Consider the following 21,357-nt stretch of genomic DNA (forward strand, 5'->3'; position numbering starts at 1 on the left):
ACGTTTTTTGGTCCATAGCAGCTCCTTTTTTGAATTGTTGAGGATAACCTTCATTTACATACTTATAAAGTATTTTATTCTTCATATACAAGTTTTATTATTCTGAATACTACTAATTTTTATCAAACTACTTAGTAAACCTTATATTGCGAGATCTTTTATACAACCTAATATACTCAATAGATAGTGGGTATATGGTAGAAAACGCCTTTCAATCGGCAACTACTTCTTGAAAAGAATCGTCCTTCAGCGGTTTTTGCAACAGATGATTAAAAGTAATGAGTATTTATATAGCAGTTGCTTAGATAATTGTTCAAGACTCAGTAGCAAGCGTTTAGCATTTTTCAAATAGCCAAAGCCGGACTCATTGCTGAATCCGGCTTTGGCTATTTCTACTATTTTTCGAAAATTGCATTTGATAGAAGACGGAACAAGTAATCCGGGTGGTCGCGGAAACCTGCTTCTAACCCAATAAGAGTTACATCTTTATTCTGTTCTTTTACGATTACGGCTTGGCCCTTGGCGGTTATGTTATTTTTCCAGTGACCAGCTACGAAGAAATTATCTGAATCTGCAAGGGTCGCGACGACTTCATCATTATCCGTACCCGTGAACCATGTTGGACGATAGACAAAGCCGATATCATCCTCTCCATATCCTGCTGTTAAACCGGTCCCCTCATAATCGACTTTTACGATACCATTACTGTTGGAACCTCCTACATTAATGATGTCGTCTGTAATAAACATCGTGACTTTATTTCAAAGCCACATCATTTTCCCTTTAATTCAGCTAAATAGTGCCTTACGGCACTTTCAACTAGTTCATAAACCGTCCTATCATGAATGATTGCTTGTATTTTTAGTTCCTTCATAAGTTCAACATCCATATCGAATGAAGAACGTTTTCTTATAACGTTGGTTCGTTCTATGGTTGGTGCTGATTGTTCGTTCGCTTGTTTGACCTGTTCTTTACCACGTTTTATGCCAACGTTAGAACGTTGGTTGGTATCGTTAATAGGTTCTTTATTCACATTAGTTGAAACGTTCGCCTTTGCTTTTCCTGCTGTTGCAAAGTCATAAATAAGCTGCTCTTGTACCGTTTCCTCGTCACCTTCACCAACGAAATACCAGCCTTTTTCGCCTGAATTTCTATACTCATAACCAGCTTTATTCAATGCTCTTCTTAGTAATTTTTCTGAAAGATGAACATCAGCCCTTTTGGCAATATTCGCTGGTGTATCAGTTTTAATTAACTCCAAGATTTTACCGATTTTCATTTAGTACGCTGACGGGAAAACCAATACTTTGTTTTGATATTTCGATAAGTCCCAATGTCTTTGATCAGCTCGGCAATAAGATCATAACCGCAATATGTGTGCCTCAGCGTGCTAAATTCATCCAATGTGACATAATCATCACTCTTTAATTCAACGTGACACTCTCCACAACAAATCCCCATATCCAACACCTCCAAAAAGTATATTGATATATTCGTCGAAACTTGTTGGCCATCCTTCTTTCGTACAAAAAACAGGTCTATTGACGGTCCTTTAATGTTTGTTAGTTTTTCAAAATTATCTAGACCTAATTATAAAAAACCTTAATAAATAAAGGAGAGTAGAAGGGAACCTCTCTACCTTACGGTAGATTGTGTTCCTGCCCCCCTTACAGAACCGTGCTTGCGCTATTCACGCACACGGCTCCTCCTAGTTACCATTCACAAAATGTAGCTAATCTCTCAGATTCAGATTTTGCTAATTCTGCTATCCTTAGTAGTTTTGTTTCCATTTATCCCTACCTCTGAGTGTAGTAAATGTTTCCCTAGTAAGGGCGATAACTGGTAGCTAGCCTTTCCTCCATCGGCATTACCCAACTTCATTGGTACTAAGCTGCTATCCGACTCCCTACACAGCATTTGGTTTCCTTGCTTTTTATCGCTTGTACACCATACTCTTATAACAAGAAAAGACCGGTAGGGTCTCCCGAGTTGCCGTATCATATCGATGTGTAACGTGCCAAGGTCTCTGACTCCAGAGAGGTTTTATCCATTACGAAGGATAAAATGTAGCTTTCTGCTGTGCGTAAAGCATCAGCCCTCTCAATTTACTAACATTATGGAGCTCAATCCCTTCAACCGTTTGGCTTTCGGCCCGCCACCTAACTGTCTACGCTTAAAGACTAAAGTTACCTTTAGCCCTCCAAGACTCGCTACGAGCGAATGGCTAGTTCTTACTCGACGGGAATCCCACCCGCTATATGATACAACCTAGGCTCGGCCGCACACGCACAAGTTAGAAATCATCTCCTGATACACAAAAGAGTCCACATTTTAGCCTCCATTACTGATGACCCTTTCACTGATAGATGATTACAGGTGAACTGGTACCTCCACTACCTTTTCCTGTAGCTACTTCTATTGGATTTGCCACTTGGGCTGTTACAAGATATTGGCCATCCTTCTACATGCTGTCTAATTTTCAAGGTAAACATAACTTTAACAAACTCAGACGAATACAAACGACCTTTGGTTTTTTTATGAGGAATATGGACAATTGTACTTATCTCCTTTGCAAACGCTATTCATTTACAATTTAATGGGAACAAGCTTATTACTTGGTTAGATAATTTAACAAATTATTAGCAGTATACTAAAGCCAATTTTTCAGAGTACAGGGAATCAGTGTTCACTTTGGAACGGGAAAAAAATAAAAAACCTTAACCGTATTCGCTAATTTTTTTTATTTTTTTCCGGAATGCGTTGACTGCTAATAAGAGTAATGGGAGAACAAGTCCGTACGTTGAAACGTATAGCGGCCAAACTTCTTTGTCAAATGTGGCTGAATGGGCGACATCGGGATGTATAATTAAGGAAAGCGAAACCACGATCATCCCTAAAGGTAGCGTGAGTGGGCGATAATTGTTTATTTTCAACGTTTGTGCAAGACCGATAACGGACGCGTAAAAATAAAACACCATTTTAAAATAAATAGTGATAAGCCATATGATGGCTATTATGGCTTCTACCCGTTGCAAAAAATCCCCTATGTTTATCTTCCTAGCCAAAGCATAACTTGGATACATCTGTCTGGCACTATTATCAGCACCTAAAACTAAAATAGTTAAAGTGATAAGGATGATTAAAAAGATTCCTCCAATGAGCATTCCGATAAAAAAGTTTTTTTCAGCTGCTTTTGGTTGATTCATTGAAACAGGAAAAATCATTAATAATACAATCAAAGGCAAAGAAAAAATACTTGTAAAAAGAAAAACAGCCCGTATCATCGGTTTTAATCCTGTTTCAAATACGGGTTGTATGTTTTCAAACTTAAATTGAACTGGAGGTAAAAATACTGAAACCACTAGAATTACGAATAAAAAAACAATGATAGGAAATAAAATTTCTCCAGTACGAGCCAACGTTTCAAGACCAAGGCGAATTCCCATAATTAAGATGCATGCGAAAAGAATTTGGATCGCTTCAATAGGGGTGTCCGGCATGATCTGTGTCGTCAAGAAATTACCAACATAAAACAATAGTTCTCCAGCGGCGTAAAGTGAAAAGAAAACAAACGTAAGAGAAATTGCCTTACCTAACCATTTGCCGAGAAGTGTTTCATTGATTTCAACCAGTGTCATAGTGGGGAACATCCTGCCTATAGCGATATATAAAGCCACCACCAATAAACCTATGCCTGTACCGATTACAGCTGCAATCCAAGCATCTTGTTTTACCTCTTGAGCCATACTTCCAGGAATCACCAAGATGGTCGTACCTATAGAAAATAAAATAACTAATATTGCAAATTGCCGAGCACTAATTTTAATATCTTTTACCATAATTCAACATCCTATCAATGGTTATTATCCCTATTGTTGACCTTGTTTTGTTAGAATAAACTCTAGCCTTAGGAGTGCTGCTACATTTGGCGTCTGTCAATGGTAAGCGGACCGACGGGAACATTAAGGAGTTAACGGACTCATCTATCCAAGAGGGAGGTTGATTTTTTTAGTGCAATCCAACGTGCTACGTTGGCTGGGTCGTGGGCGAGTAGCCCACGGTCTTATAGGGGTAGCGAAGCGATTGGGGCTCCCCAACAATCTATATTTGGGTACCAAATACACAAGGATTGAGAATGGCTGCTCCCTAGATTGATCGGGAGGGGGCATTCGAAATTGCCCTTCAAGTGCGAGCGATTGGAAACAACAAATGTAACCCCATTCCTTGTATAAACCCAACCAATTATTTTATTTTTTTCAGGAATGAATTACCAACCGTACCGACGCGTCGGATTTCTCCTTGTACCTTTATATTTACAGGCAAGTTCTCAAAATTTTTATCCCAATCTTTTTTGAGTTTTCCCCAGGCTTTAGGATCAGCTCGATGAATCGCCTCACCAAATCCAAAAATGTCTACTTTTTCATTTTCCTGTACCTGTTTTATTGCCTTTTTGAACATTTCCTCCGTTTCTTTTTCATAAATTTCCTCTAATTTTTCAAACGTTTCTGGTTTTGTCAAATCGATATGGCATTCTACTTCACCTACATTGCCTTCTACACGAACATTTAGATCTATCTCAGGTTTTCCATTCTTTATCTTACCTTTCATTTCCGTGTTTGACTTTTTCACTTCATACACAGCTTTTCCGCCTTTAGGACACGGTATATTCACAACTGTACTTTTCTCCTTGTTTGTAATGACGTTATACGTTTTGCTTTGTTTCTCATCTAACCAACCGACTAATTTATCCTTTTTGAATGCAGCTAAGTTACCATACTTTACTCGAGCAGGGGGATTAATCATTTCTACATTCTGTTTGCTCAAAGATGTTTCTTCATCACCTTTTATATCTGCATGGATTCCTGTTAACACTGGCCTTTTTCCGTCACTTACCATATCCGCGATCAATTCATCTAATGTAACGGCACTTGTACCTGCCCATGCTTTTTCCGAGACTTCAAGGGTAGCAAACAAATTATTGGCAGGTATTTTTTCTAAAGCTGTGGGCACCTTCAGGATATCTTCTGCATTCATTCCCTTAGCTACGGTGATATAAAAATCTGAGCGCATTTCCCAATCCCTAGAGAGAAAATCTATTGGTTTTCCAATTCCTTCTTTTGCTAATGACTCACCAATCACGAGCATTCGAAGATGTGAGGGATATATTTTTCTTGGGGATTCCTTTGTCATTTTTCGGACAGCTTCAAATACGGTTTTCCCTTTCGCCTGATAGATGACGACCGGTGAAAGGCCGGAACCTCCACCCCCCTTTCCCTGAGATACTTCTCCTGGATTTACCACTTGGGCGGTTACAAGATATTGACCATCCCTTGTACTATCTAGCCCTATGGCCAGCGTTATAGCAAGTTCATTTAATTCACGACGATTCCAGCAACCCGTAGTAAATAATAGAAATACAATCAGCATGATAAGCATTGTAAAGCTCCGTTTCATAGGTTAAACTCCTTTCACTCGATTTTTCTATTATTTGGTTTATTACGGATTATTTTAAAGTGACGATTTCATTTTTATGATCCATCTTCGCTCTTGCCCAATCGTTGAAATTAAAGAACTACCGCATGTTGACTTTTCCCCTAGGGATGATCATCATCAGCGTATCTCTTTTCAGTTTTCCAAATATAGTTTATTTCCAAGCATCTTTAAAGACTATATTGATTCCTTATTCTCTAACTTGTAGGCTTGTTTTCTCTCTAATATTATTAGGGCTAGCGATCGTTCGAAAAAAAAAGTAAATCTGATTGGAGAATAAATTCGCACATAAAAGATAGAATACATGTTACGTAATTGCTTCTAAAAAAATAACAACCTTCAAGGTTTTAAAAGTCGTTGGCCGGACGGGGGAACAGGAACGGAACCGCCAACCTTATATACGATAATCTATAAAGTAAATGATCACATACCCATTTTTGCCTATTCCATTTTCACTTTAATAATGTCTCAATCATGTCGGAAAGCGGTTTATAAATAGCTGTAATCCCATCTAGTGGATTGGGAATCTTGATATTCAGCGCTTGGGCAATGCTTAACGCGGTTCCGAATAGTAGAAGAATGGAAAATATCCATAATTCCTTTTTTAATTTATTCCTCAACAGATGAGGAACATCGATCGCGATAATCACAGCGACGATGACAAGGATTCCTGCAACAGCCACCACTTTCGACTACTCCTTTCTCTACTTTCCTTATAACAGAATGGGATACGGTACCGTCCAATCTTTGTATCTACCTATACATTCACAGACAAGTCAAAATTGTTTATTCCAATCCTTCTTATACCTTTTTGGTAGCTTAGAATCGCAATGATAAATGACTTCATCCAATCTAAATAGAAGCATTTTGTGTATTTTGATACCATTTAGAAAACTTTGTTATCAATCTTACATTTTATTCCGCGGTGGTTTCGGTGCCGAATCGTGTTCGCGTTTATTGTTTTTCTGGCTGATTAAACGGGGCCGAGAAAACATCCCCCATCTAGGTACCCGAATAAACGTATCCTTCATGTCTTCACGGATATAAGGACCAAAAGGACTCATATAGGGAACCCCAAAGGAACGCAAGCTGCACAAATGAAGAACAAGTGCGATGAAGCCAACGATTAACCCGAATATGCCAAAAGAAGCGGCAAGCGCCATCATCGGGAAACGGAGCATTCGAATCGACATGGACATGGTAAACGCAGGAAGCACAAAGCTTGAAATAGCCGTGATTGCAACAACGATTACCATGGCAGCAGATACGATTCCAGCGTCTACTGCCGCTGTTCCAATCACCAATGTCCCTACAATAGATATAGCTTGTCCAATAGCTTTTGGCATTCGTAAACCAGCTTCCCGCAAGATTTCAAACGCCCCTTCCATTATGAGAGCTTCAATAAATGCAGGAAAGGGAACCCCTTCTCGTTGAGCGGCTAGACCGATCAGCAGTGGAGTTGGTAACATTTCCTGATGGTACGTGGTGATAGCGATATATAAGGATGGTCCTAGTAGAGCAATAAAAATAGAAAAAAAACGAAGCAAACGAATAAGGGTGCTAATGTCTGCACGCTGATAATAATCTTCCGCAGACTGAATAAAGGAGATGAACAGTGCTGGGACGACTAGAACAATCGGCGTTCCGTCCACTAGTATGGCAACTTTCCCTTCCAAAAGCTCGGCGGCAATCACATCAGGGCGTTCCGAATAATATATAGTCGGAAAGGGACTGTTTGTTTCATCTTGAATCAATTCCTCAATATAACCACTTTCTAGGATTCCATCGATATCGATTCGATCCAGACGCTTGTGCACTTCTTCGACGACTTTGTCATTCACAATTCCATCGATATACATGATCGCTACATCGGTTTTGGTCAATTTACCAATTCTTTTCGATTCCAACCAAAGTCGGGGGGTTTTTATTTTTCGGCGAATTAACGCCGTATTGGTACGCAAGTTCTCCGTAAAACCTTCCTTTGGCCCCCGAACGACGGTTTCCGTGGTGGATTCCATTACACCACGGTCTTTTCCACCGCGCATACCGATTGTAAAACCTTGTGCATATCCATCCAATAAGAGAATAACATCCCCTGATAACAGGGAAGTCAATAAAGAACTGAATTCCGTAACATCCTGTATGTCTCCAACCGCAAGGATGCAATCTCTCAATACTTGTAAAACATTCTGTTGAGACGATATCATTTGCTCCTGATCGGGATGAATATCTAACATGAGTGATTCCATGATAAAGTTCTGAATGGCATTAGTGTCCACCAAACCATCGGTATAAAAAATACATGCCTTAACGATTCCCTCTTTGCCAATTTGTATTTCTCTAATCACGATGTCGCCACTATTTCCAAGCTGTTGCTTTACATGTTGAATGTTTCCTTGGAGACTTGTTTTTAACAAGTCTTTGTTCGTTTCCTTATTTTGATCGCTTTGCTCGAATAAGAAGCGATTACCGTTGTTTTTTCTTTTTTTCTTAAAAAAACTCATACATTTTTCCCTCACTCAGTATTTTGATTCTTTAAAAGGTAGACTTATTAGAAGTTATTGTGTTACCGAATGAAGTGAAGTGTTTGATGTCTTCATTATTATCCTGCCTATTTTCCAATTTTTAATACATTAAGGAAATAAATAGTTCTCCACAATAAAACGTGTTTGTAGAGAAGCAGGAACCTCCCTTTCACAAGCTACGCCTTCAAACGGTTGCCCGAAACATTTATGAGCGATCATCGTTATAAAGTGCAGGGTAACCTTTTATTGAACAGGAATATATGGAATTCCACCGTCCAAGTGAAGTCACAGTCCTCACACCGTTGACTGTAAACAGGTACATGAATATAGAGGGTTCCTCCATTCGAAACCCAGACATGGCGGAGCATTCGATGGTTAGAACTGGCATGATCTTACTCAATTTAAAACATAGCGGACATACATTAGGATTGAGAAGTTGCTATCAATGTTTTGGTTTGGTCACGATAACATTAGAGGAAGATTTTTCTTTTTTCAATATCCAGTACGTTTTGTTAAAGGGGAGCTAAATCCGTCTATACTTGAAGGAATTTCATACAGTTTCTCATTCCTCAAATCGTTTCTGTACCCTATCGTTTATTAATGTTAGATGGTCATGAGTGTTTTGTTCTCTTATCCATTGTTGTACCCTAAACAATCGAAAGTCGAAGGCCCTTTGAAGTAATCCAGTCAACCGATATTGGAAGAAGTCCTTTTTCTTGAGTCTCATAAGAGCATCTTCATAAGAAGAAAAGCAGAGCTTTTGAAAAAGAAACCAATCTAACGTCTGTTTGATGTTCTCAGGGTTCTTCCAATAATTAACTGGAACGTTAGCCAATTCCCACGGTTGAAAATGACCAGGATACACAGCATTAATCACTTGATAAGGAGAATAATCAAAAGAACGAAAAATACCATTAAGTTTTTGATCTTTAAAGAAGCGATGGTTGATTTTCAAAGGGATTTCTTGATGGGGTATCTTGCATTTTTCTTCAATCACGAATCGAACGACTTCAATTGCCCTTTTTCTTCCGTTTTCCCCTTTCCAATAATTATTGGAAACTTGATTGAATTCCCAAGGTTGAAACTTTCCAGGGTAAGCATTTTCAATTACCACTATAAAACCCTTCCATCCATGAACATGAGAAGGAGGTCGTAAACGGTGATTCCAAAGGGTTTCCGCTTTGACTTTTCGAGGAATTTCTTCTATAGGAATTCCTAAGTACTCTTCAATGAGGTAACATGTTAGGAAGGCTAAATATTTCATTCCCTGATCTCCTACAAAAAAGTGGTTAGGAAATCGTGCTCTTCTTCCATCTAATACATCCCGATAAATTTGGATTAGTTTTTCTTTTTCTTCCATAGGAAATCGCTCCTTTCTCTATTGCAAACTATATCCAAAAATTAATATAATACCAAATTAACTCCATCTAATGCGTTGGCCTTACCATCTCATATCTTGTTCTAACCACTTGAGATATAGGGGGATTACTGTGACAAGAAAGAGGTAAAACGGCTGCACATAAAAATATGATAATAAAGTTGTTTAAAATTGGACTGTAAAACTCTTGAGATTCATGGATTTACCCTTTTTTAAACCATTTTTTTGTTACTTAAAACACTTAATCGACTTTATTGTTTTTAAACACCTTATTGTCATTCAACATCTTTTGGTGGTATCTTAGGGAATTTCATTCTGTTTGGTCTCTTCCTTTTTTCGAAAGGCACTTATTCCTAACAATAGTAGAGGAAGAAATAGCCCATAGGTTGAAGCATGTACCATAAAAATGCCTTTATTGTATTGATTATAATCAAGAATATCAGGATGTAAGGTCACAGACATGACAACCATAATCATCCCTAATGGTAAAGTAAGTGGTCGATAGTCTTTTACATTTAATGTTTGGGCAAGACCTGTAATCGCTGCGTAAAAATAAAATATCAATTTAAAATACATTGAAATAAACCACATGATAGCCATTACTGCCTCAATCCGTTGTATAAAACCCCCTACATTGATTCTTCTGGCTATCGCATAACTTGGATACATGTGTCTCGAAGCAACATCAATACCTAAAACCAAAATGCCTAAAACGATAATGATGGTTAAAAAGAGGCCCCCAATGATTATTCCTGAAAAAAAGGCTTGTTTGGCTTGTTTTGGCTGATTTACAGACACGGGAAAAACCATTAATAATACAACAGAGGGTAGACAAAAAATGCTGACAAAAATGAGGCTTGACCATATAATGGGTTTCATTCTTACTTCGAATACAGGCTGTATGTTCTGAAAATCGATTTGAGGAGCAACAGAAACTACCAAAATGATAAATAGGATAATGAAAAAAGCAAAGAAAATCTCGGCCGAACGAGCCAAGGTTTCAAGTCCAAGGCGAATTCCCATGATCACAACGCACGCAAAAAGAATATTGATCATTAATACGGGTGTATCAGGCATCATTTGTGTCGTCAAAAAAGTCCCAACCTGGAATAAAAGTCCTGCTGCAGAGATAAATGAAAAGAAAACAAACGCAAGAGAAACGGTCTTGCCTAACCATCTTCCGAGAAGTTTTTCATTAATTTCGACTAATGTCATATTCGGATAACGGTTTGCTAAGGTAATGATTAACGCCACTAGTAATAAACCTAGTCCTATACCGAGTAAAGCTGAGATCCAGGCATCTTGTTGTGCCGTTTTTATGATAGCAGCTGGAATAATTAAGATGGTCGTTCCTATAGAAAATAAAATCACCAAAATACAAAATTGACGAGGGCTGATTTTAACGTTTTTTACCATATTCTACACTTCCTTGCAAATATCGACTGAAGAATCACGAGTCGCTACCACTTATTCCTTAAAGACTCCCTTTGAACAAACCAAATTATAGGATTGAGTAATCCCATTCAAACTAGCTGTCACAATCAGGAATAGCGAATTGATGGAAACATTAAAATTCGACATAAAGAGCCCTTGTTTACCAAACGAAACGTAAAATAAAGTCCGACTACCCAGGAATATTGAGTTTCATTACAGCTCTTAACATTTCTTTTTTCTCCTTTTAGGTAATTATCACCATCTATTTAATATTCTAAACAAAAACAGGCAGCAAACTACGCCACCTAACAGCCTATTGCATTTGTTGTTTTTAATAAAAGTTCGATCAGAATCAGCTCCTATCATTGAGAAATCAATAATGGTTTAAGAGAGAGGATCTTTTGATCAAACTGTATTCTAAACCGTGCATCTTTTTTACAAACGGTTCAATTTTATTTTACAGTCACACTTATAACGCCAATCTTTTCTATTATTGTTCGTGCTATGTATTTAAGAATTTTCATTCCCAGTGTTCCTTTGCCTTTTTCGAAATGTATTGATTATCAGCATTAAAATAAGGGGACTTCCTGTATTTAGAAGTCCCCCTTCTTATTCTTCAACATAAAGTCGTTCAATAATGAGATTGGATAACTTCTCTTGTAGACAATCTTTCCCCTATTAAATTAGGCTCGAACACTTTAAAAAGGAGTATAATCTAAGTTTGATAATCCAAAATGGTGTCATAGTTTTCTCCTCCAAATATGATTCATCGACTATGAATAATTGAGGGTTCTATTTCATCCATTACTGTCATAAAGTTTACGAAAAAAAGTCTAAACCTCTTTTCTACAACTAAATACACCCAAAAAACACGGGTGAAATTCGTACAAGCTATATATATCAGTGTAATTTTAAATACGCCCAAATATTTTACGGATACAATTGAACCATTCCCATCCTTCTGTCCCCTTGTGCTATATCGGCATTACGGAAGAAGGAACGAACAATGTATTAAAACATTTTAGCGTTTTTACGTTTATTGATTAATTGTTTATATCGTTTATGTTTAAGATCCCATGCTATGTTCTACTGCATTATCCCAACTAGGAAAGTAATACAATGCGTTTTTCATTAACTCAGGATCTGACTTCTTTACCTCTTTCTTCCTAGGTAGCTTCCCTTCTTTTTCTACTAATTCAGAAATTTGATTCACGACTTCTTCAACACTCATATTTACTTCCATTTGTTCCCTCCTTCTCGTTCTTAGTTATATATTTCTCTCTCATGAAAATAAATACAATCAATCTTCAACTAAATTTCACATTTAGTTGAAGAACATATCGGTAATTTGTCACTTTACAATATAACCTTTGATATTTTGCGAATTGTTTAACTGAAACAACTCCTCCCGGCTTAAGACCATTATGTGAGTTTAAAATATCCAACAGAAAAATATTGATATTTTCACACAACGTTCAAACATTATTGAAAACGCTTTCAATTATTGGTGTATACTATATCTTTTACTCCCTATTGTTGCATTTTTTACTAATCATCATAAATAAATGTTTACTACCATAAAAGTAACTTTTATAAAGCCAGACAGGAAGGAGATGATCAGATAATAAATTTTTACACATAAGGAGATAAAACTATGGAAAAAAACAAATTACTAAGAATGGACAATGTCGGCATCGTTGTAGAATCCCTTGATGACGCAATCTCTTTCTTCGAGGAGATTGGCTTGAACCTCGAAGGGTGAGCCACTGTCGAAGGTGAATGGGCTGGTCGCGTAACCGGATTGGGTTCTCAGTGCGTAGAGATTGCTATGATGGTTACCCCAGATGGCCACAGCCGACTTGAACTTTCGCGATTTCTCACCCCACCTACTAATCAGATCACCGGACTGCTCCTGTAAATGCCCTCGGTTATCTACGCGTCATGTTCACCGTTGAAGACATTGACGAAATGGTATCCAGACTCACTAAGTATGGTGCTCAGCTCGTTGGCGAAGTGGTTCAGTACGAGGATACGTCATACATGTGGAGGAAATATTTTGATACCTTTAGATGAACGATTTTTTATACTTAAAGTAGTTCTTATTGTAATTGCTGTATTGGTTGCCATTCCTGCCAAATGGATTCGTAAATGGTTCTGGAAGGACTAAAAATTTTTCGCATCAGTTTATTGCATATAATGACTCATATCGGCTCTGCTACATTCGTGGAACCGAAGGACTTCTAATAGGTTTGGCGGAACAACTCGGTAACAAATAAGTATGTGACGTTTTATAAAAAGTCCAATTTCTCAAATATAAATGCTGAGAAATTGGGCTTTTTAATATGGTAATTTCCTTAACGTTGTAAATCCGCATTTTCCTGACGCTACCCCATTCCATACTTTTGACTATGTTCAATTCATAGTTGGCTGTACCCCTAAATAAAAGGCAAGCCTCCCAAAAGGCTTGCCTTTAACATTCAATTGAAATCTTTCGAGCGAATTGTAATTTCATCTCCATTTTTATCAATAGTGAAAACATCTCCTACAGAAACGTTCTTCGAAAATATCCCCGTAGGGAATGTTATCTGGCTGGATTCAATAATTTCTTTCTTCTTTTTAAATACTTTATCTCTATAATCCTTTAGTAGATAATAAGACATATTAGTTAACACAAAGATTAGTATTATAAAAAGTAATGAATAGTAAAATGATAATGTTAAAATTATTGAGAAAAAAACGAAAAGAAATTCATTAAAATCTTTAGGTATATAGGTAACTATAAATAAAATAGTCGTTAAAATAGTTGTCATTACAAGGTTTATCGCAAGAAGTTTCATTTTTTCTAATTTTATTATTGTTAATTCATTAATTAATTTATCATTAGTATCCTTACTAAAATCTGTAGATAAAGAAACGGCTGCAATAAGAAATCCTAGTAACCCCAAACAACCTGCACTAATAGGCAACAGCATTCCCCTTGAAAGTAGTATTAACTCAGCTTGGTCTTCGATTAAATTTAACAATATTGATGTTATGACAATTAGAATAATCGTACCTATCCATATAAAATTATTATATTTACTTATCTTTTTTCTGATTTGATAAACATAATCGTTTCGAAGAGAATTAAAAAAATCTTCATTTAACGATTCCCATTTTTCGAATAAATCCTCTCTGGGCATGGCATATTCTCCTACAATCAAGTTTCGATTAGATTTATCTTTCTAAAGCTGCGCTACTTTGTATTTTATATTGAGAAGAAACATATTCATATCTGGATTCTGATTTATTAGCAACTTGCTTTTTTAATTGATCGTTCCAATCAGAATCTTTAATATCTGGTATGTCCACTTCTAAAATATCCTCATTTACTAAAGTTTTCATCTTATCAATAAAATTTAAACCGCCCTGGTCATTATCAACAGCAAGCACCCATTTTTCAATTCTGTATCCTTCTTGGGCTGCTTCCAAATGGGCTTGTGCGATTGTTTTAGGCTTAACACCATTCATGCTAACCATTCGGGCATCCTTGACCTCATTTTGTCTTATTGACCAATAGTAGAGAATATCAATCTGACTTTCTAGATATTCTTATTTTGATAAGATAGCATTAAGATAGGAATATCATTTTATCTTTTTACTTTTTTCATTCAAGTAAAGTAACCTCGATTGAAGGTTATTAAAGTTGTTTACAATTTATGTTTCTCGTTCACTCTCTGTTTTTATTAAGAATAATATGGTTATTAATTTGGGAAGGCGTTTAGTCAACTATAGCCCCCATTTCTTCGTTTCGCATGTTAATTATTAATCATTTTCATTAATAATTCCGTAATATACTAAATCCTCATATTTACCGTCTTTTATTACATGTTCCTTTAAAATCCCTTCTTTTTTCATACCAATCTTTCCTATAACCTTCCCTGAAGCAGGGTTCGATGAAAAATATCGTGCAAACACTTTGTGCAGTTTCTTTTCTTCAAAAGCAAATTGTAAAATCGACTGTGCTGCCTCTGTCGCATAGCCATTTCCCCAATATGGCTCGCCAATCCAATAGGCTATTTCACCTTGGTTAAAACTTTTATTGTTAGATAACGCAATTGCTCCAAATACTTCGCCGGTTACCTTGTCTGTCACCGCAAACTCATAATTATTATCCGCCATAAAATTATCGTAATGGTGTTCCATCCACGATAATGCATCATTTAAACTATACGGATAAGGCAGGTACAATGTATTTTTATAAATATTATAGTTATTGCAAAGAGTCACAACTGTTGCCGCATCGGATGTTTGAAATAATCTAAGGACCAGCCTTTCTGTCGTAATTATTAATTTTTCACGAACATAACCCATTCGATCATCCCTCTTTATCCGTAATATGTAAATAATAACATTTTCACCTAGGTTAATATCAAAATATTCTATTTTTAAACAACTATTTTTAAAAGGACTTTATTACTTCTTAAACTACTTTATTATTAACATATAGCATAACATTTCACTACAGTGCACGTTTACAGTATGCTTCTTGAACCCCATCTGGAGCGACATAGCCAGCAGATTATTACCGACCTTTATACCTTTCTTATTGGAGAAATGTGATCGGTAATTTAAGAAAAAACAACAGTAATGTATAAGTTAGTTGTCAAGGCTTTCAATTGGAAACTGGGTGTCCTCCTATAGCTCTAACTATGATTTCATAATCCTCCATCATGCTTTTGGGCGATTTGAGTCATAGTATAGGCGAGTTCATTCCGGTTTTCCCTCTATCGTCACATGGACTTTAATCGTTTTGTTATGTACTCCGATTGCTATAATATAATATTCCTTATCCAACTCTTTGCTTTCTTCCATAAATGCTCGGCTCTGTTCTATCCTTTTCTGAGTGTTAAGGTATTCATAGACTGAAAAAAGTATAAACGCGACAAAAAACCAAAATTAGTAATGATTTCGGTTTATCATGTTTATAAACGGTTTACCTTTACTGATCGGAAGTTGTCAGGCAAGGATTTTCTACTATTGCTGCACTGATTCTTAAAATGTTTTCTATATTTTTAGCTGTACTTCATAGTAACAAAGGGATAATTTTAAAAAACAGAAAACCTTCTTATAAGTACAATCGTCTATAACTAGGGAAGGAGGTGTGAACTGTTTTGGAGGAGTTTGTGTTGAAATGGTCTCAAAAGACTGTAAGAACTTAGCACCGTTCGCAAACAATTGAACCCCAATCTGAATCTCCATTTGTATACTCCTAAATCTATATGCCTTTTTTGTTTATTCTTCAAACACTACAAAGCCCTCCTGTATTTTAAGGTGGGCTTTTTTTAATCCTCTACAATCACATCAATAATCTCATTAAATTGAATATACTCAAAGGAACTATCTTTCTTCTGAATACGTAACTCTTTCGTGACAGGATGTATGTACACACAATACCCGTGCAAATCATAAGGACTTCCCTCGTTATGCAATGAAAAACTTAGCCGTAAATGATATTCCATCGCATAATGAATGTTGTTTTCAAACTCTTCAACCTGGTATTCATCAAGGACAGGTTTTTTATTAAGGAAGCAATCAACCTCACCCATTTTTTTATTTAAAGCTTTATGTTCTGGAATAATCAACGCTGCTTGCCATTTAACGAGCCATCTATCACGAATTGTACTCATCAGAAAGATCCCTCCTTTACATCCATTATATACGAACTAACGTTCTTATAAAAGACAGAAAAAAATTCCTTCCCCAAATATTTCGGGCTAGAGAAATGTTGATTTTTGAACAAATAAAAGAGACCACTTTTTTGTGGTCTTCCTTTATGCCCTATGGAACTAAAGCACCCGGTAGTTGAAGAAGGTTTTTAACCTCCCCCTAAATTTTCCAATTTATTCAATCATTAATTTCGGATACTCTATAGGTGATAGCTTTCTGAGTCTACAGCAGAATTGATTTGTAAAACAGCAAACCGCCTATATTTAGTAGAGATAAGCTCTTTAAAAACTAATCTACATAAACTATGAAGAATTAATAAAAAAGAAGGTGAGAAAGTGAGTAAAAATAAGGATAGCTCTTCACGCAAGGATGAAGAGAAAGTGAGTAATAATGAGCATAGCTCTTTTCGCAAAGATGAAGAGAAAGTGAGTAATAATGAGCATAGCTCTTTAAGCAAAGATGAAGCAAAAATAGGATCGGCACACCAAGAGTGTATTGACCGTGCTTATCGTATTCCCATATTTTTAAGTACGACAACTCATTTAAATGATAACCAACAACAGTTTCTAAACCGTCTAATTTTTGAGATTGAGAATGCTTTGCTTTTTCCACGTACATTACCTTTAAGCGAAAGTTATCCCGAAGCCATTTTAACCGATATTCGTCGGTTAGTTTCATCAAGCTATGGAATGTTAGCAGTAAACCTCCGTCGTTTTCAAATTAAGACAGTTGGCGTCAATGAGGGACCCCTTCCACCATCCACTCCGTTCTGGGAAGGATCAGTTTATTCACAAGTAGAACCTTCAATGGCTTTTCAATTTGGTCTACCCTTATTATTAGTAAGGGAAGAAGATACTGACGCAAATAATGGAATTTGGGCAGGAGGAATTGCCCCACTCAACCTATTTATAGTTTGGCATTCTGAAACTCAAACTGTAGATCAATTCTTTAACACTCCTGAATGGAGATCAGCCTTTGCAAATTGGAGTGCGCAAGTAAGAAATGCCTTTTATATTCAGACAGAGCCTAAGTTCAAGTACAGTTGTCAATGATAAAACTGGTACTTTTGCATCAAGTCGAAAATATACAAGGTTTTGTTCACCCTTATATATTTTCGACTTATTCTCATAAAAACAAATATTTCCATTTGGTTACCAATTACAAAATTGAACCCAGAAACAAAAAGATTTACTTCATTAAATAAACAGCCTTTAATGAAAGTAATTCACCAGTTGAAAGAAGTGTCAAGGACAATAAATTGTTTCTTTAAAACCTTCACTAAAAGTAAAAATTAAGATAAAGCAGGAATATTCCTGCTCTTTATCCTTCTAGTGTCTCTACTCTCGCTACTAATTCGTTCCACTGTTCTTCCGTCGGGAATCCATCAGCACCCTTGTCGCCTTTTGAGCCTTGCGACCCGGAATACCTTCTCCTCCACCTTTTACATTCCGGACATAACTAACAACTTCCCCAGCTTTTGCCGCATTTATATAATATCCGATGATAGCTGGTGCATTTTCTCCAAGAGCTTCAACGATTTTCCCATCTTCACCAGTCCCTACTGGAACACCTGCCTGAATGTCTGCTCCCGCTTCGACCTTCCATGTTTCTCTATTCTTAATAGTCACATAGACCTCTTCACCTTCTGTGATCGCTCTTGTTGCTAAAAAGTCAGGGACTTCGCCTTCTTGGGCTAAACGAATATTTATTTCATTTTCTTTTTCTTTGACTGCTAATACTACTAATCTGTTGACCTGGATATCTTCAATTACAACAGCTTTAAAGTTTGTCATTATCCTTCCACACCACCTTGCTCTCCAGTTGTTCCTGGATAAGGTTTGCCAAATATCTTTTGGAATAGAGAATCCCGGCTGTCTGTTTCACCTTTTTTGTCAGCTCCGAAAAGAACAGATTTTTCAGATTCGGTTCCTTCTACATAACGCTCCATAAATTCTCCAGTGACTTCTTCATTATCAAATTCTTTGTTTTCTTCTTTGGTTTTACCGGAAATTTTAGAACGCATGAACATTCCTTTTGTAAGCCCCACCCACTCTTTAGAACCGTCCTCAAATGTCTTAGTAAATACCGTTGCCACATAAGGTGGCACATCCTCACCGCCAATGGACGAAAGTCCGTCCACTGTTTCTAGACCAAATAAAATATTCTTATCCTGAATAGGTACTTTGTGAAATTGAGTGGATACTGTTACATTTCCACCTGAAATAGCAATTTCAGCTGTACCATTATCCCCATACGCCCTCATCGCTTCTTGCGGCATTACTACCTCAATATTTTGCAGAAATTTAATCCGGGTAATTTCACCAGCCGTAAATGAATGGTCATCGTCATCTGTTAAAACCGCATAATAAAATTCATTCACACCGATAGATGATCTATAGCTTTTTTTCTCTTCTGCCAAATTAATAACTCCTATTTAAAATAATGGCTATGTTAAATTCTAATGTTGATATTTGACCATAAGAAAACCGCCTTGGTGAAAAGGCGGTTCATTGAGCTATCGTCCCCGTAGTTAAATAAATTAGTTGTGTCTGTTTTTATTGAGTGTCTTCGTCGCTTTTGTACTCCAAAAATCACCTGGCTGACAATCCAAAGTCTTACATATCCGTTAATCATTCATTTTTTGACTTTATATCTGGGGCATTTTTTAATGGCTTTTGAAGTGCGTCCACAATGGCTGCGATGATACTTGTTGCTAAAATACCCATTAGACATAATGATGTAGGACCCGCTGCATCATCACTACCTGTAACTTTAGCAAGCACCCTTAAGCTTACTATTCCTAACAAAATGAGGAAAATGACTGTAAAAGCGCATTTCTTTATAATCTTCAAAGATTTAAGGGATAATTCAGAGAAAGCATTGTTCTTTTCGATGTAGGTTAATAGTTTATATGCTTGATACAACGCAACAGAAAACGCAATACAGAATCCGTATGCACATACTAAAAAGGGGATTAGGAAGTAAGCCGTATCTGGATGTACCCTTGCATCTCTAACGGCTATCTCAGGCAACCAGATACACAAAGCAAGCACTGCAATTCCAGCCAGAAAAATAATTACCTTTAAGAAAGTGGTTGAACCTCGTTTAACATTCATTTAAAAGACCTCACTTATTTAATGACAACATGATTTTAGCATAATATTTATCGTTTTACAATAAATTTATATTGTTTTTATTTATATTATTATTGTTATTTAAATATCCTTTTAATTTTGACAAAAATAAAAAGCACTTCTCATTACAAAGAAATGCTCTTACTTTAAAATGTTAAATTTACAACTTGTTCAACAAAACTGCCCGTTAGCTTAACAAGAATAAGCAGAGAGCCGAAGTTTGGTATTCGTGTCGGTCACAGTAAATAGGCACGATTTGACCAACATATTTTTCTTATTCGATGAAGTATTCTCATATTCCTTGCTGTCTACATAACGAAACCAAGCCAAATAATGTTGCAGATACTTCGTTGCAACACCGTTAAAGCGGTCAATCCAGCGTTTCAGTCGGCTATGGTAGCCTGTTCACGTTCTGAATGTGGTAAACGCCCTTCACACCCTGTTTCCCATCGGACTTGAAGCGGTAATGGTCTAACCCTTTCGAATTGGCGTAGGAACTAAATGCCCGCCATGAATCCGTACAAAGTACGTTCGAATCTGATAAATGACCGCCAATCGCTTCACCCAATTTTGAAGTCCGAATACGCCCACGTCCGAGAACGCCAGAGAAAGTCATCTTCTGGCGGTCGCGGGCGACCAATACGCATATTTGGTCATTGCTGATGCCGCGATATTTAGCTTTACCACCGCGTTTACGCGACTTACGTTCAGAGATGTTTCTTTTCCCTTTCTCAGAGTACAAGAAATAGGTCTCGTCCATCTCGACGATTCCTTGGAACGCTTCAGTTGGGATTTGCTTCAGAGCCGAAAGAATTTTATGCCGCCAGTAAAACAAGGTTACATGCGTCACCTCATTACCCAATTGCTCGGCACATTTTCTCAACGAATAGCCCTCAATCATGCATTCGATGAACCGAACCCAAAGATGTGGTCTTCTGGTGCGTTGAAGAGGCGTGTTTGTGAGGTCGTTGAAGGTTTGATGGCAGGCTTTACAGCGGTAACGCTGCTGTTTCACCTCTCCAGCACGTGTTTTGATAACGTATTTACCAAATCGCACAACAAAATGGCTGTCGCAATGTGGGCAGACAAGACCAGCTTTATGCTTTTGTTCCTGGATTTCATCAATTGCACGAATAGGAGCCGACATCGGTTTCGTTCGAGACTGCAAGAAATATACAAGTTCCTGTTACCGCTTTCATTTAATGCTTCGGCGAGCTTCTTTATTTCCTTTAACTCCACGCTATATCATCTCCGAACCATCATTATATCTTTTATTATGCCCATTTTTGTTCGGAATATTCAATTATCAACAACAAGATTTAACATAGCCTTTATTTAAAATAAGCTTTGTTAAAGATTAATGATGATTTTTGAACAAATAAAAGAGACCACCTAATAAGTGGTCTTCATTAGTGCATCCTATGGAACTCAAGCACCCGTTAGCTTACTTTACTTATCACAACCAATTCCATCGCCATCACGGTCTAGATGCTTGTCGTAACCAGGAGTTCCTTTATATACAGGTGCTGCACCTGCCGATCGTGCGGCATCACAGTTCTCATAATAAACACTGTTGACCGCCTTTTGTTCCTTTTTTTCTTCAGCTAATCGAGCTGCTTCTTCTTTTTTCTTTTGTTCCTCAGCTAATCGAGCTGCTTCTTCCTTTTTCTTTTGTTCCTCAGCTAAT

19 protein-coding genes and 2 pseudogenes are annotated in these 21,357 nt (G+C 37.1%); 2 read left to right on the forward strand and 19 right to left on the reverse strand.

The window, feature by feature from the left end:
* Positions 1-395: 395 nt before the first annotated feature.
* The 10 genes from FNK51_RS25200 to FNK51_RS26815 form a co-directional block, all read right to left on the reverse strand.
* Entirely contained in the window at positions 396-749 is a 354-nt protein-coding gene (locus FNK51_RS25200) for a hypothetical protein (RefSeq protein WP_286178884.1), read from the reverse strand.
* A gap of 23 nt (positions 750-772) precedes the next feature.
* The gene (locus tag FNK51_RS25205) at positions 773-1,279 is read right to left on the reverse strand and encodes a hypothetical protein (RefSeq protein WP_141995099.1); all 507 of its coding nucleotides are present in this window, start codon (positions 1,277-1,279) and stop codon (positions 773-775) included.
* A complete protein-coding gene (locus FNK51_RS25210; RefSeq protein WP_141995100.1) occupies positions 1,276-1,461 on the reverse strand; it encodes a hypothetical protein in 186 nt (61 codons plus the stop codon). The genes FNK51_RS25205 and FNK51_RS25210 overlap by 4 nt, the downstream gene beginning before the upstream one ends.
* Before the next feature lie 1,256 nt (positions 1,462-2,717).
* Positions 2,718-3,839 carry a GerAB/ArcD/ProY family transporter gene (locus FNK51_RS25215; RefSeq protein WP_141995101.1) on the reverse strand — a complete coding sequence of 374 codons (1,122 nt, stop codon included), beginning with the start codon at positions 3,837-3,839 and terminating at the stop codon, positions 2,718-2,720.
* A gap of 403 nt (positions 3,840-4,242) precedes the next feature.
* Positions 4,243-5,454: a Ger(x)C family spore germination protein gene (locus FNK51_RS25220; RefSeq protein WP_141995102.1), complete on the reverse strand. Its 1,212-nt coding sequence runs from the start codon at positions 5,452-5,454 to the stop codon at positions 4,243-4,245.
* 488 nt (positions 5,455-5,942) lie between these two features.
* Positions 5,943-6,176 (reverse strand): hypothetical protein, encoded by a 234-nt coding sequence (locus tag FNK51_RS25225; protein WP_141995103.1) that lies wholly within the window; start codon positions 6,174-6,176, stop codon positions 5,943-5,945.
* A 222-nt stretch (positions 6,177-6,398) separates the two neighbouring features.
* On the reverse strand, positions 6,399-7,994 hold the full coding sequence (locus FNK51_RS25230) for a spore germination protein (RefSeq protein ID WP_141995104.1): 1,596 nt from the start codon (positions 7,992-7,994) through the stop codon (positions 6,399-6,401).
* Between the two features lie 583 nt (positions 7,995-8,577).
* On the reverse strand, positions 8,578-9,375 hold the full coding sequence (locus FNK51_RS25235) for a DUF4046 domain-containing protein (RefSeq protein WP_141995105.1): 798 nt from the start codon (positions 9,373-9,375) through the stop codon (positions 8,578-8,580).
* A gap of 318 nt (positions 9,376-9,693) precedes the next feature.
* Complete coding sequence (locus tag FNK51_RS25240; RefSeq protein ID WP_141995106.1) at positions 9,694-10,809, reverse strand: GerAB/ArcD/ProY family transporter; 1,116 nt, start codon at positions 10,807-10,809, stop codon at positions 9,694-9,696.
* 1,084 nt (positions 10,810-11,893) lie between these two features.
* Positions 11,894-12,070: a hypothetical protein gene (locus FNK51_RS26815; protein WP_181762344.1), complete on the reverse strand. Its 177-nt coding sequence runs from the start codon at positions 12,068-12,070 to the stop codon at positions 11,894-11,896.
* Between the two features lie 411 nt (positions 12,071-12,481).
* On the opposite strand from FNK51_RS26815, the pseudogene FNK51_RS25245 reads away from it, so the two are divergent.
* Positions 12,482-12,861, forward strand: a pseudogene (locus FNK51_RS25245) (VOC family protein); the annotation flags it as partial.
* A 443-nt stretch (positions 12,862-13,304) separates the two neighbouring features.
* Here the strand turns inward: FNK51_RS25245 and FNK51_RS25255 are convergent.
* The 4 genes from FNK51_RS25255 to FNK51_RS25270 form a co-directional block, all read right to left on the reverse strand.
* The gene (locus tag FNK51_RS25255; RefSeq protein ID WP_141995107.1) at positions 13,305-14,009 is read right to left on the reverse strand and encodes a hypothetical protein; all 705 of its coding nucleotides are present in this window, start codon (positions 14,007-14,009) and stop codon (positions 13,305-13,307) included.
* A 34-nt stretch (positions 14,010-14,043) separates the two neighbouring features.
* Positions 14,044-14,400 carry a toprim domain-containing protein gene (locus tag FNK51_RS25260; protein ID WP_141995108.1) on the reverse strand — a complete coding sequence of 119 codons (357 nt, stop codon included), beginning with the start codon at positions 14,398-14,400 and terminating at the stop codon, positions 14,044-14,046.
* A 231-nt stretch (positions 14,401-14,631) separates the two neighbouring features.
* Positions 14,632-15,180 (reverse strand): GNAT family N-acetyltransferase, encoded by a 549-nt coding sequence (locus FNK51_RS25265; RefSeq protein WP_141995109.1) that lies wholly within the window; start codon positions 15,178-15,180, stop codon positions 14,632-14,634.
* A gap of 971 nt (positions 15,181-16,151) precedes the next feature.
* Positions 16,152-16,496 (reverse strand): YolD-like family protein, encoded by a 345-nt coding sequence (locus FNK51_RS25270; RefSeq protein WP_141995110.1) that lies wholly within the window; start codon positions 16,494-16,496, stop codon positions 16,152-16,154.
* 465 nt (positions 16,497-16,961) lie between these two features.
* Between FNK51_RS25270 and FNK51_RS25275 the strand changes: the two genes are divergently transcribed.
* Positions 16,962-17,588, forward strand: coding sequence for a hypothetical protein (locus FNK51_RS25275; protein WP_141995113.1), 627 nt, complete (start codon positions 16,962-16,964; stop codon positions 17,586-17,588).
* Positions 17,589-17,885: 297 nt separating this feature from the next.
* Here FNK51_RS25275 and FNK51_RS25280 read toward each other — a convergent pair whose 3' ends face one another.
* The 5 genes and pseudogenes from FNK51_RS25280 to FNK51_RS25300 all read right to left on the reverse strand — a co-directional run.
* Positions 17,886-18,329 (reverse strand): head fiber protein, encoded by a 444-nt coding sequence (locus FNK51_RS25280; protein ID WP_141995111.1) that lies wholly within the window; start codon positions 18,327-18,329, stop codon positions 17,886-17,888.
* Positions 18,329-18,955, reverse strand: a complete 627-nt coding sequence (locus FNK51_RS25285; protein ID WP_141995112.1) for a major tail protein — start codon at positions 18,953-18,955, stop codon at positions 18,329-18,331. Before FNK51_RS25285 ends, FNK51_RS25280 begins: the two co-directional genes overlap by 1 nt.
* A gap of 211 nt (positions 18,956-19,166) precedes the next feature.
* Positions 19,167-19,652: a DUF2975 domain-containing protein gene (locus FNK51_RS25290; protein WP_098372987.1), complete on the reverse strand. Its 486-nt coding sequence runs from the start codon at positions 19,650-19,652 to the stop codon at positions 19,167-19,169.
* 210 nt (positions 19,653-19,862) lie between these two features.
* Positions 19,863-20,849: pseudogene (locus FNK51_RS25295) on the reverse strand (IS1595 family transposase).
* A gap of 270 nt (positions 20,850-21,119) precedes the next feature.
* A partial coding sequence (locus tag FNK51_RS25300; RefSeq protein WP_181762345.1) for an excalibur calcium-binding domain-containing protein occupies positions 21,120-21,357 on the reverse strand: 238 nt, incomplete at its 5' end.

The sequence above is a fragment of the Bacillus sp. B4EP4a genome (assembly GCF_006680105.1).
In the GTDB taxonomy this organism is placed as follows: domain Bacteria; phylum Bacillota; class Bacilli; order Bacillales; family DSM-1321; genus Peribacillus; species Peribacillus simplex_E.